Here is a 12,720-nt window from a genome sequence, read left to right as displayed (position 1 = left end):
GTTGCGCGGTTCGTGGCACCGACGTCGCCTGAACTCCACCAGGTTCGATGCGCTGACGTAAATATCGGAAGCTGGAATCTCGGACCGGCAATTCGGTACTGTCGAACGGAATTCGAAAGGCGACAAGTTGGACAACGATCTATGCAGCGAGTCTGTCCTTGCCGCAACGGAGAAGGTGGAAATCGCCCGATCGCGTTCGGATCAAGCGGTGAAGAGACTTGCACGGACAGGACCGATCGTCGTCACCGGCGCAGCAGGTTTCATTGGTTTTCACGTGGCCTCGCGGCTTTTGCGTCTGGGTGTCAAAGTCGTGGGCGTCGACAATTTCACACCCTATTACGATCTGCGGCTCAAGGAAGCGCGGTTTGCACGCCTCTGTAGCGAGGCGGAGTTCACGCCGATACGAATGGATCTGGCGGATGCCGCGCGCGTTCAGTTGCTGTTTTCAAACGTTCGCCCCTCACACTTTGTCCATCTCGCGGCTCAGGCCGGCGTGCGTCATTCAATTGTTGACCCGCACGCCTACGTGCAATCGAACATAGTGGGGTTTCTAAACGTCCTTGAGGGCTGCCGGCATTACGGCGTCAGTCATCTCGTCTACGCCTCCTCGAGCTCCGTCTACGGCTTAAATCGAACCATACCGTTTTCCGAGCACCACGGCGCCGATCATCCCGTCAGCTTCTACGCCGCCACCAAGCGTTCGAATGAATTCATGGCGCATTCCTACAGCCATTTGTTCGACCTGCCCGTGACGGGACTGCGCTTCTTTACCGTTTATGGCCCCTGGGGCAGGCCCGACATGGCAGTCTATTTGTTCACGCGCGCGATCATCGAGGGCAAGCCAATCGAAGTAGCCAATGCCGGCCGCGTCTGGCGAGACTTCACCTATATCGACGATATCGCTGAGGGCGTGGTTCGGGCACTCGCTGCACCGCCGCGGCCCGATCCGAATTGGGACCCTTGCACCGCCGACCCTGCTACAAGTTCCGCGCCGTGTCGCGTCTACAATATCGGCAACGACCGGCCCGAGGAAATCAACCGACTGATTTCGATCATCGAGACCGCCCTTGACAGCCGGGCGCTTCGCGTGGATGTGCCGTTGCCGCCTGGCGACGTTCTGGAGACGCGCGCCGACGTCAGCGATCTCCGCAAGGCCGTCGGCTTCGCCCCGGCGACACCGCTTGAGGACGGAGTGCAACGCTTTGTCGAATGGTACCGGGACTTTCATGGAACGGATGACGCGGTCAGCATACGGCAACAAACGTCGGTGAATGATGAGGCCACAGTGTAGGCCGCGCCTTGTCGGGCAACGATCTGCCACTCGGCAAATTTGAGATTTCGCATTTTTTTCGGACAGAGAATAAAGCGAGTGTCGGCCCCAAAGCCGCCCCCGCCAGCCTCTATCCGACACAATCTTGGACTCGAAATTCCTGAACGCTGATGCCGTCGAGTATCGGGCGCGATAACATCAGATCAGCGCAGGAACCAATGAGGCGGCTGGCCTTCGACTGCGCGCGTTCTGAGCGACGCCAGCGCAAAGATCAGCCCAGGGATAATTTTCAGCCGTTTGCTGATATAAATCGACATCGCCACATTCCAAATCGCCAACGCAAGCGCGAGGCCCACTGCGGCGCCCGGCGCGCCGTAGAGTGCAATTCCTGCGGCACAGCCCATGATGCTGGCCGCGGCGCCGGCGATCATGGTTGCGGCTGCCGCCCATTCGTTTCCAGTCATCATCAAGAGGAGCATCTGGGGTCCGCATAGCGCGACAAAGACATATCCGAGAATGAGTATCCGCGCGACGGGTGCCGCTGTACTGAAATCTCCGCCGAACCAGCTCAACAGAGGTTCAATAATCGCAAGCATCGGGATGGCCATCGCTATGGCGCCGCCAGAGGAAAGTAGGGCGGCCCGTGAAAAAAGCTGCTGCAGAGCCATCCGATCGCCTCGGGCATGAAGGGCGGCCGCTGTCGGCGCAAACATCGTCGAGACAGCGACCAGGGAAAGGCTCACAAGCAATGCGACGTTCAATCCCAAGGCGAAAATGCCCGCTTCGCGAATGTGATGCGTCCAGCCCAGCACCATGACCCCGGCCCGGCTGATGAAAACATCGAGCCCGGCCATGAGCATCATTGGCGGAACCGCGGACCACCATTCCCGCGACTCGTTGCCTGGCTGAACCTGCCGCAAGCCGGGCGGCTGAAATTTTGCCGCCATGATGAACACCAGGCCGACCGTGATGGCTGAACTTGCCAGCACCGCCTGCATCACCAGCGGTGCGTTGGGGGTCCATGATCCGGATAAGACCGCCATTCCCAGCAACGTCAACAATAGGCCGTCGCGCACGATGCGTTCCGGCATGAGGGCCGAGACACCGCCGCCGAAAGCACGAACAAGTGTTGCGCCCAACGCGTAGGCGGTGACCAAAGGCACTGCTGCCATGCCTAGCAGCTGGCTGGTTTGAAGCTCCTTGTGAGAAGAATCCGAAAAGAACAAGACCAAGGCGGCGCCAATGATGCCGAATAGTGTCGCTGCCGCCAGCGACCTTTGCAGAGCAAACCTGATTACCCCGTGTACCAGGTCAAGCCGCCCTTTGGCACTGTAGGCGGAGACGAAACGCAGCAAGGATACATGGAACCCAAGCGTTGCAAGATAGGCAAGCACCGAGGTCCAGGCCAGAACATAGGAGTAGATGCCATAGCTGGTGGAGCCAACGATGCGCGCAATCAATAACTGCGCCAAGCTGGTCAAGCCCGCACCCCCGATATAGACCAAAAGAGCGAAGATGCTGGCATAGCCGAGACCCCGGCCCGTGTCCTCCTTGTGCGGCAAAACCATATTTGTTGGAGCAACGGAGGCCGCAGGGAAGCGGGCGAGCTTCGGATCGCTGCAATCGTCGATGTCTCTTGCGCCGGCGGGCCCAGCTCCGGTCTGCGAACTCTTCGATATTATCTTCCGCTCGACAGACTGACTGCCGCGACGGTCGTTACGCGGAAGCCCGCATGTGACACTCATGATGTTCTCTCGAGCAAGAGATCTGCGCTGTCCCCAAACCGATAGCCAGCGTGTTTCTGTAGATTGACGTGCGTGAGAACGCTGCCTACGGGGACCTGAGCCGTCTCGTCCTCCGTCAGCAGCTGCAGAACACCGCGCGCGATGCTGCGACGCGTCCTGCCCCAGCGAACGGCGAACAGAACCGCGTCAGCCCAGCCCGTCAGTAGCCTGGCCTCAGGTCCTCCAAGTCCCAGCGGTCCATTTATAATGACGACGCTGTAGATTGAGCGCAGCTCATCTGTGACCAGGGATCCGTCGATCATGGACAGCTGCGGCAGCAGATCCTCTGATGGTGCCAGCGCCATGAAGTCGATTCCAATTTCAGGCATTCCCGTGACCGCGTCGTGCAGGGGACAACGGTCGTTCATATAGTCTCCAAAGGATTTATGCGGCCGGAGCGCGCCGAATTCGTTCAGGAACTCGTTCGTGAGGCGGGCCCCCGTGCTGTCAAGATCGAGAAAAAGCACTCGTCCCCCAAGTCGGGTAGCTGCCAACGCCAGGCTCCATGCAAGCTCGGTCTTGCCATCATGCCGGATACTGGACGTTACGAGGATGACGTGCGAAGCGCGGCCCCTCGCCTTGTTGAGTGTCACGGTGACGAGGAGGGAAGTGATGGCTCGGCTGTAGCTGGACTTTCGTTGGCCAAGAACCAGCTGCTGAAGTCGTTTCGCGTGTATTGTGGGCGCTTCCGGTATCAGCCCCAGGCATGGGACCCTGAGCGCGGCTTCAGCTTCGGCCTCGCCGCACAAGGTCTGATTGAGGCGGCTGCGGACCATCACGAAGATCCCGCCAATGAGACCAAACACGATCATGCCGGGCGGAATAAGGAAGATGGGCGGCAGGGTTTTTGGATTCGTCGGCGGCCACGCCGCTGAAAGGATCGAGACTCCGGGCAAGGGGGTTGCGATACGCTGCACCAGATCCTGTTGTTGCGTGAGTAGCTGGTTGTATCGCTGCGTCAAGATGCTGACCTGCGGCTCGAGCGCACGCAAGCCGGAAAGCCGGCCGGCTGTGTCGGCCACCACCGCATCAAGCACATTCTTGCGCCCCTCCAGAGCCGCAATCTGGGCACGGTAGATGTTCGCCTCCGCAGCAATGCGACCAGTGCCTTGTTCGATCTCGCGGTTGATTGCAGTACTCAGGCCCGCATCCGCATTGTCGTTGGCTTGGCGAGCCGCCATGTCGGCCAGTACCGGTGACCCGATCGCTTCGGCGAGCGCCGCGACCGATGCTCCTTCCTTTCGCAAAGCCTCGATGTGTTGAAGGCGAGATTCCGTTGCGGAGAGATCCGCCTTCGACAAAGATATCTGCTGGCTGAGCTCGGCTGTCTCCTTGGCAGCGTTGTCCGCCGCACCTTGATCGACCGCGCCATGGCTCAGCCGATACTTTTCCAGGCGGTCGGTTGCTTTCGCCAAGTCGCTTTGTACGACCGGTAGGCTAGCGACGATCGAGGCGAGTTCCAGTCTGTCTGACGCCCTGCGCTTCTGTGCGAGATCGTCGATGTATACTTGGACGAACGTATTGGCCACAAGGGCGGCTCGCGCCGGATCGTTGTCGGTGAAGCCGACCGTGATCACTCTTGATCGCAGTTCCTGTCCAACCCTCATGCCCTTCCGTAATGCCTTGAGTTCGTCTTCATCGGCGGCCGCCGGCTTGCCCTGCGGCCAAATGCTTTCCAGCAGACCGGCTGCGAAGGTGCGTATGTTCTGCAAGTCGCCGCCGGCCGGAGCGGGGCGTGAATTTCCGGTTACGACATCCCCTTGCTCAGCAATGTTACCAACCTCCGTCTTGCGCAGGGCTGCCACCACGCGACGCAGATGCCCCTGCGAAGAGAGCATGGTTAAGTGGTCATCAATGCTCGCATCCAGCATCTCCTGCGCAGAATCTGCGCCTCCGGGAGCCGCATTCCTGCCAGGAGCATCGACAATCACCTGTGCGGTCGACTCGAACAGGACGGGACGCGCAAAACCCGCAAGCCCAGCCAACACACCGCCCAAAATCACCATTGCAAGCAGGAACCATTTTCTCCTCGCGACGGTAATAAGGAGTTGATGGAAGGGGGTCTGCGCGTCGATCTGTTCGCGCAGGAATGGCCTCATGCGCGGGTTGATCTCGCGCGTCGGCACGTGCATTTCAGTGGCGCGCGGAAGGTGAATGCGGCTGACTATGGAACCTTCCATCTTATACTCCTGTCAGTTCGAGCACTGTAGACATGCCCGTTGCCGGCCCTGGGGGCCGCCCGGCCTCGTTGCGCCAGGCCTGGAACATCAATGCGGGCCACAAATCACGAGAATGGTCCTGTGTTCCGTCAAGGTGGTCGCGCCAGCACATCGCGACCTTCGCAAAGTCGAAGATCCCATCTCCGGAGAGGCGCATATCGGCGACCAGATCGCTGGCCCAGTCGCGCAACGGGCCTCTCAGCCAGACCGCTATGGGAACATCGAAACCCTGCTTCGGCCGGTCGATCAGCCGTTGCGGAAGATAGCGGCTCAGCAACTGACGAAGTATCCACTTGCCTTTGCCATTGCGAACCTTCGCATGTGCGGGCAGCCGCCAAGCGAATTCGACAACCCGATGGTCGAGAAGCGGGCACCGGCCCTCGAGGCTGTTGGCCATGCTGGCACGGTCCAACTTCACCAGTATATCGTCGGGCAGGTAGCCGGCCATGTCGTCGTACAAGAGACGGGACAGCAGGCCATCAAGCCGGGGTGACTCTTGAATTGATGTGGGCGGCTTGTGGAGTGTGAGGCTCTCGGTCGATACTCCGGTCAGCCGTTGATACAATTCGTCCTCATCTGCTGCGGCGAGCAGCCGAGCGAGGCGGTGCAGCCGATCGCTCCGCAGCGCGAGCCGTGCACTCGCCGAAAGCGGCAGCTTGCTGACGAGATCGTAGCGCGCCGCACGGGCCAGCAATTCGACCCCTGCAGCAAGCGTGTGACGCAGCGGCGACGGCAGCGCATGCTGTCGTTTCAACCGCGCCGCCATGAAGTGGCGGGCGTAACCGGCGAAGCATTCATCGCCACCGTCGCCTGACAGGGCCACGGTAACATGCTGGCGGGCGAGCCGCGCCACCAGCAAAGTTGGTATCTGCGATTCGTCGGCGAACGGCTCGTCCCAGATCTGCGGCAATTCTGGAATGACCTCGCGCGCAGCGGCGGCCGAAAGGTGTAGTTCAGTATGATTGGTGCCCAGATGCCGCGCAACCTCCGCGGCGTGGGGAGCCTCATCAAACCCGCCTTCTCCGAAAGCAATCGTGAATGTGCGCACCGGCTTCGGCGACTGAGCCTGCATCAGCGCCACAACGGCGGAGCTGTCGATGCCACCAGACAGAAAGGCACCCAGCGGCACATCGGCTACCATGCGTTCCCGAACGGCAAGTCGCAGCAGGTCGTCGAGTTCGTCGGTCAGTTCTTCGTCGGTGCCGGCGATTGGATTCAGTCGACCGTTCGCGGCGACTTCAGGCAGCGACCACCAGTGTCGGACGCGTTGCGAAAGGGATGCGGCACTGCGCGCCTCGGCAAAATCTGCCGCCGTCACAGACAGAACCGAGCCAGGAGGTAACTTGAATACGCCTTGCCAGATGCAACTGTTACCCGGCACCCATCCCTTCGAAAGCATCGTCGCAGCCGCGTCGAGATCGAGCTCCTGACAGAACCCTGGAAAACGATTGATCGCCTTCAACTCGGAGGCAAAAACAAGCGCATCGCGTGTTGCAGCAACATAGAGCGGCTTTTTGCCCATTCGGTCGCGGGCGAGATGGAGGGTCCTGGTCTTCAGATCCCACAATCCAAATGCGAACATGCCAGCGAGGCGCGTCAGTGCGGTGTCGAGACCCCAACTCTCGATTGCGCACAGCATGACTTCGGTATCGCTGGCGCCACGGAACCGATGGCCAGCGCCTTCAAGTTCGCGGCGCAGATCGCGGAAATTGTAGATCTCGCCGTTGAACGTAATGGCATATCGGCCACTTGCCGAATGCATTGGTTGGCGTCCCGCCTCCGATAGATCGACGATAGCCAAACGCCTGTGGCCGAAGGCGATGCCGGCTTCACGGTTGACCCAGAAGCCTTCACCATCAGGCCCGCGATGACGAAGGCCCGTCGTCATCTGCCCTATGGCCGTGAGCGGCCTGGCACTGGCTGCATCGGGTGCAAGGAGAATTCCGGCAATCCCACACATGCCATCACCTCCGGTCGCTCGAGGTTGCCGAAACCGTTTGCGGCGTTCCGGCAACAAGGCAAATGGTCAGCGCAAACCACACGATTGGATGGCGGATGATCAGATGTGGCATCCCGAAGATAACGATCGACACGACGAGCACGAACAGGGCATCGAGCTTTGCACGCCATGCGCATAAAGCCGCCGCGCCGACAATCCAGGCCAGGGCTAGGACCGCAATCAAACCACCTTGAGTGTATAGATCGAGAATCGTGTTGTGAGCCTCGAAAGGCCGGGGCAGAAACTGGCTGTAGGAAATGGGCGGGCGCTCCAGATGCGGCCCAGGACCAAGGCCCAGGGATCCTGACGTCAGGCCCTTGCCCAATGCATCTCCCCAGAGATGGAGGCGAAGTGCGGCGGTTTCGGCGGTTGCGTCGCCGCCCTTGTCCTTGGTGAGACTTAAGGCGAACTGTTCGACGCTGCCCGCTTCCGTGAGAATGTAGGGCGTCATCGACAAGGCCAACGGAAGGAAGCCAATCATCAACAGGAGGGTAACTTGCCGGGAAAAGCTGGCCTTGCCGTCACCGGTTGCGAGCCATGTCCGAACCCGCAGCCCAAGAAATATCAAGCAGGCCAGGACCGTCGTGTACAGATAGGTATCACTCTTCGTCAGCCTTCCGATATAGATGGTCAGGATAAGGCTGCTGAGCCCGGCCAATCTCGCCCACGGATTGCTTGTGGTCGTCGCAAGATGCAAGGCGAATGGGCCAAAGAGTGCACAATAGAGCGCGAGCTGGTTCGGGTTCTCGGACCAGCCGCGGAAGCGATCCCAGTACCACGGATCGACGCCGGATTGGTGGATCCAACCCCATCCAAGTGCCAGCTGAACAATAAAGCCTGCATTCGCGATCGCGACCACCCACCAGGCAGTACTGCGCAGATGACGATCAGCCTCGGGCTCCGCGGCGGCTAGGCAGGTGACGCAGATCAGCAGCAGGTAGGCTATCATATCGTGCATCACCACCGACAGGTACAGCACCGTGGTCAGATAGCCGACGATGGTGCCAATCCCCAGAGCAAGCGTCATGATCAGCCAGAAGCCCGCGACACGGATCAGGGCGGGCCTGACTACCAAATGACCGCCGGCGAGCACCCGGCCGATCGACAGCATGATCCAAAGCGCGAGAAACAGCTCGCCATAGCCGAGTGGCACTCCCGGAATGGTGAGCTGCGCCGCATAGGACATCGCAACGCCGCAGGCCAGCAACGCGTCGCGGATCATCGGCGCGCTCCACCCAATGCGCGGTTTGCAGCAGCCTCTTCAAGCAACGCGGGCGACGCCGGTCGAGCGAAGCCGCCATGGGATTTGGCGCTAAGGACATTGTCGTAGAGATCGCAATATTGCTCGACCACCCAGGGCAGCGAGAACTGCGTCCGGACCAGCTCGACAGAGCGAGCGCCCATGGTCCTTCCTTTCCGGCGGTCGGACAAGAGGTCTATAATTCGAGATGCAAGGCTGTTCGGATCGTGCGGTGGGACGAGATGGCCGTTCCATCCGTCTTCGACCACCTCATTGCAGCCAGGCATCCTTGAGGCGACGATAGGCAATCCTGCAAGCCCTGCCTCCAGCAGGACGCGCGGAATCCCTTCGCGATATTGTGTCGGAAAGGCGAACAGATCGGCCATGCCAAGCAGGGCAGGAACGTCGCGTCGTGGGCCCAAGGCGATGACATGGGGCGCATGTCGATCAATCTCCGCCTTGTCCACCGCAAATGGGCCCTCGGATTCCAATGGCCCGACAAGCACGAAACGGGCATAGGGCCTTTCAGCCAAAATGCGAGGGACTGCCTTGAGGAGTGTCGGGATGCCTTTCTGGCGAGTTAGCCGGCCGACAAAAATTACGATCTCGGCGGATTGGAGCCCAAGCTCCTCGCGCATTTTCATCGCCGACGGGGCAAGATGCCTTGCCATGGCGAACGCATCGACGTCGATTCCAGAACTGCGGATCACTCGTCCGCTGCCACGTATGATCAGTCGGTAGCGTTCAAAGAATGACTGATCGTCCCGATTTTGGAACACCGTAGCGGCCGTCCATAAGGACGAAAGCCATTGCAGTCCGCAAAAGATTGGGCGCAGGGCCAGGGCGCGCGGTTCCAGGGACGAGAACGTCCAGCCCAGACCGTTGATTGTGCGCACGACTGGAACGCTCCCGCGCACCGCAAGTGGCGTCACCAGGTTGGGCTTGGTGTCGAAGCTTTGGATAATATCCGGCCGGAGTTCCGCCATCAGCTTTCGAATGGTTTTGATGGCGGCCCATTCCCCGCTGCTGCTGGAAAAGCGGTCGAAACCGTAGCTGCGATGCGGAATGCCATGCCGCAGGAATGCGGCTTCACCGCCGCTCGAAACCGCAGTAACCTGGAATCCCTTCTCTCGCAGCGACATCAGGAAGGGGATTCGCAGGGCGTGATCCTCGCCTCCAACACACACGAGGTGCGGATTCATCCTGCGTCTCCTGACCGTTCGCCGTAGCCCGATCGCGCGAAGTGGCCGGCCGTTGAATTTGCTTTCATAGTGTTGGTTTCGTTACCCATCACGCCCAAGATCACGGTAGGGGCAGGCCTTGCCACTGTCCTCGTCTGTTTGAATGACACACACCGTGTCCCGGAAACGGATCGCCGTGCCCAGCCGGTTCAGGTAGCCGCGCGTTGCATCAAAAAGGTCGGCACTGCCCAGATGCCCGAGCACGGAGTGGTCCGTTGACAAACGGCTCGCGCTCCGCGGCACTTTCCTGTCTTGGTGCTGGTTGCCGTCGGAATGCCGCCTAATTTGCGCGGCTAGCTCATCCTCTGGATGCGCGAAGTTTGACCACGCGGGAGATGATCGCCCGTGCCTCCGATGCTAGCAGGATCGGAATGCCGTCGCGTACCGGGTAGGCAAGTCCTGCGCTCTTCGATACGAGTTCGTCGCGATCCCCATCCCAGGCAAGTGAGCCTTTGGTCACTGGGCATACTAACCGTTTCAACAACTCAGGATTGAAAGAGGCATTCTCTTCGGCTCGCCTATCCGCATCCATCTGCTATTCCTTTCTCGGCTCCGACGCGAGCGTCTTTCGCACAAAAGCCATCACCCGACGTTCGAGTCATTTCTGTAAATCGTAGAGTTCCGGCAAGTGTCATAAGCCTTGCAAACTGCACTTTCACGGTAGGTGCAGGCTTGGCCACCTGTCGTCGTCTGTTTGAATGAATTGACATTGAACGGAGCTGCGTGGCGGCGAAGTTGGAGGTGAGGTGTTGAACGCACAATGGGTAAGCACGATCGGAGACAACCGTGATAGGTGACCGGAAGGTTTCGTTATTGAAGACCGCTCGCGGTTAATGCTCTCGAGCCAGTGTTTGACCGTTCCGGCCAGTCAATACGGGCGACGAAATCGTAAACCGGACCGCCGGGTACTCCCCAATTGCTTGACCAGACCACCTGTGAACCGTCTGGGGACGGCGAGGCGTGGGTCTCACTCCAGTAGTCGAATGGAGCGTTCTTCGTCTGCACAATACGTCGAACCTCTCCGCTGCCGTCGATGCGCAGCGCGATGACTTCCCGCGCATACGGCGCCCAATTCGGATATTTCGATACTTCGTCCGGGTCGCCGGAATAGCTAAGGAACACCCAACCCGGCCTGTCCAGTGACCTGAGCGATGCATGCTGTGCTTCGCCATATCTCATCAGCGAGGTGACTTTCCCATCTGACAGCCTTCGCTTGACCACCTGGAATATGTCCGGATCGGATTTACTGATCCCCACATAGATTTCGCTGCCGTCGGCATCGACCGTCATGTCCCCATGGCCAGGCCGATGATGCTCGGTCCATTTTTGGCGCAGAACGCCGTCAACCGAAAAGATGAACGTCTGTTCAGTTTCGTCTTTTAGGTACTGAATGCATAAGATGTTGACGCCTAGCGGCGAGATTGAGCAGGCGCTGTTGGTCCCGACAAGCTGTGCGAGATCGATTTCCGGAAACTTCCGCCGCTGTTTGAGATCGTAGGCAAAGACGACCGCTTTGCCGTCCCCGCGAACCGCGCGCACGGCTATACGGCTGCCGTCACGGCTCGGATTGCCTTTATAAGGGCCGAACTGGAGATCGCTACTGTCAGTCGAAACAAACAGGACCTCCTCATGATTGGTGCGTGGCGCCCACGTCGAGATTTTCCGACCACCGACGCAGATCATCAGGTGGGGATCGCGAGGGTGCCATTCGCATTCGATCGATCGAACACGGCGAAAAAGCGGAGCGTAGGTGCGCCCATCCAGGAAGCATAAGCCGCCGCAGCCGTTGCTGATGACAAGAAGGCTCTGATCCGAATTCCAGGCCTGAGCGCTCGAATAGCGGTGGCTGCAATATTTGCTCCCGCATGCGACGCCGGCGCCGAGGATTCCGGGTTTGGTTATTCGCGTGAAAGTTGTGCCAAATGCCGCATCCTTCGCCGGGTGCAGGTAATCAGGCAGGTCCATGGCCACCGGCGCGACGAACTTTGTCGATGCCACATCCTCTTCACTCACCGCTCCGCGCAGATCTATGGATGTCGCGCTGGCAGCTAGCGTCAACGCCAAGACAATTTGGTAGCGAAAAAAGCGCATGTCGTGTCAACTCACGCGGTTCCGTCTCAATAGTTCGATTTCCGTTTTTATTGGATACCTTCTTCTCGACGCTTCAAAACCGTATCTCTCTAAGCTTCAACCCTTTTAAATTTCGCCCGCGCCGCGCCAAACTTGTCAATTACTCCACGCGCTATTATTTCGGTGGCGGCAGCGAGCCCGTCTGAATCTAAGCTTTCAACGCAAGTTGTCGGTACCGGGAACGATCCAAGTTGTTCCTCGATAAGATTAACGTGGTCGATATGATCAAGACTGCTCTGCAGATCAACTTCGAGGAACTTCTGAATGATGCCGAGATTACGCCGGCGTTCCCTCAACCGCGCCTCTAGAATCTCTCGTGGCGCCTGCAATCGGACAAGCAGGTCCGGTTTGGGTAGAAGCTCGAGGGCGCACGACACCCTTTCACGATCCGTTATGCCGCTGAACAAAACCAGCGAGCACACGAATTGCACCATACCCTGGTCAAAAATTGAGATCGTGTCCTTGGACGCTATTGCCGCGCGCCAGGCTTGTAGAAGAGCTTCAAGATGCCAGTTCAGACGAGCGGCCCACAGCTCATTCTTGGGTGGAAGGATCTTAAGCACTTCTGCACCGAGAGAACGCTGTCCAATCCACTTTGAATGCAAGCCGGAGACTAGTTTGAAGGCGGCTCTTCTAACCGGGTGTCGACGGTCGCCGGTCTGCAAAACAACAGAGTAGCCCTGAGCTCGCAGAACGTGCACCAGCTCGCACGCCAACGTCGTCTTACCAGCACCGGACGGCCCAAATAGCTCCAAGATCATCTTTCAATCCAGACTGAGGGAAGCCTTCCGGCAGTGATGTTATGTCCATTTGCTGAAGCGAACGCCCATCTCTTCC

At 59.2% G+C, this 12,720-nt stretch carries 9 protein-coding genes; 1 reads left to right on the top strand and 8 read right to left on the bottom strand.

Going from position 1 to position 12,720, the window contains the following annotated elements; genetic code table 11:
- Window positions 1-208 precede the first annotated feature (208 nt).
- Window positions 209-1,291, top strand: coding sequence for an NAD-dependent epimerase (locus tag NKJ93_RS13065; RefSeq protein WP_352589636.1), 1,083 nt, complete (start codon window positions 209-211; stop codon window positions 1,289-1,291).
- 182 nt (window positions 1,292-1,473) lie between these two features.
- Here the strand turns inward: NKJ93_RS13065 and NKJ93_RS13060 are convergent, their stop codons facing one another.
- From NKJ93_RS13060 to NKJ93_RS13025, 8 genes are all read right to left on the bottom strand, one after another.
- Window positions 1,474-3,015: a lipopolysaccharide biosynthesis protein gene (locus NKJ93_RS13060; RefSeq protein WP_352484590.1), complete on the bottom strand. Its 1,542-nt coding sequence runs from the start codon at window positions 3,013-3,015 to the stop codon at window positions 1,474-1,476.
- Window positions 3,012-5,234 (bottom strand): GumC family protein, encoded by a 2,223-nt coding sequence (locus NKJ93_RS13055; RefSeq protein WP_352484589.1) that lies wholly within the window; start codon window positions 5,232-5,234, stop codon window positions 3,012-3,014. Before NKJ93_RS13055 ends, NKJ93_RS13060 begins: the two co-directional genes overlap by 4 nt.
- Before the next feature lies 1 nt (window position 5,235).
- Window positions 5,236-7,233, bottom strand: coding sequence for an asparagine synthase (glutamine-hydrolyzing) (asnB, locus tag NKJ93_RS13050; protein ID WP_352484587.1), 1,998 nt, complete (start codon window positions 7,231-7,233; stop codon window positions 5,236-5,238).
- A 4-nt stretch (window positions 7,234-7,237) separates the two neighbouring features.
- Window positions 7,238-8,494 (bottom strand): O-antigen ligase family protein, encoded by a 1,257-nt coding sequence (locus NKJ93_RS13045; RefSeq protein ID WP_023718567.1) that lies wholly within the window; start codon window positions 8,492-8,494, stop codon window positions 7,238-7,240.
- Window positions 8,491-9,714: a glycosyltransferase family 4 protein gene (locus NKJ93_RS13040; RefSeq protein ID WP_352589433.1), complete on the bottom strand. Its 1,224-nt coding sequence runs from the start codon at window positions 9,712-9,714 to the stop codon at window positions 8,491-8,493. Before NKJ93_RS13040 ends, NKJ93_RS13045 begins: the two co-directional genes overlap by 4 nt.
- A gap of 337 nt (window positions 9,715-10,051) precedes the next feature.
- Complete coding sequence (locus NKJ93_RS13035) at window positions 10,052-10,285, bottom strand: Trm112 family protein (protein WP_084642590.1); 234 nt, start codon at window positions 10,283-10,285, stop codon at window positions 10,052-10,054.
- A 278-nt stretch (window positions 10,286-10,563) separates the two neighbouring features.
- Window positions 10,564-11,844: a hypothetical protein gene (locus NKJ93_RS13030; RefSeq protein ID WP_352589430.1), complete on the bottom strand. Its 1,281-nt coding sequence runs from the start codon at window positions 11,842-11,844 to the stop codon at window positions 10,564-10,566.
- 89 nt (window positions 11,845-11,933) lie between these two features.
- Window positions 11,934-12,644 (bottom strand): AAA family ATPase, encoded by a 711-nt coding sequence (locus NKJ93_RS13025; protein ID WP_023718570.1) that lies wholly within the window; start codon window positions 12,642-12,644, stop codon window positions 11,934-11,936.
- Window positions 12,645-12,720 lie beyond the last annotated feature (76 nt).

Source organism: Mesorhizobium sp. M0028 (assembly GCF_040323855.1).
Lineage (GTDB): Bacteria > Pseudomonadota > Alphaproteobacteria > Rhizobiales > Rhizobiaceae > Mesorhizobium.
Note: the sequence above shows the minus strand (reverse complement) of the source record. Positions and strands in the feature narration are given on the sequence as shown.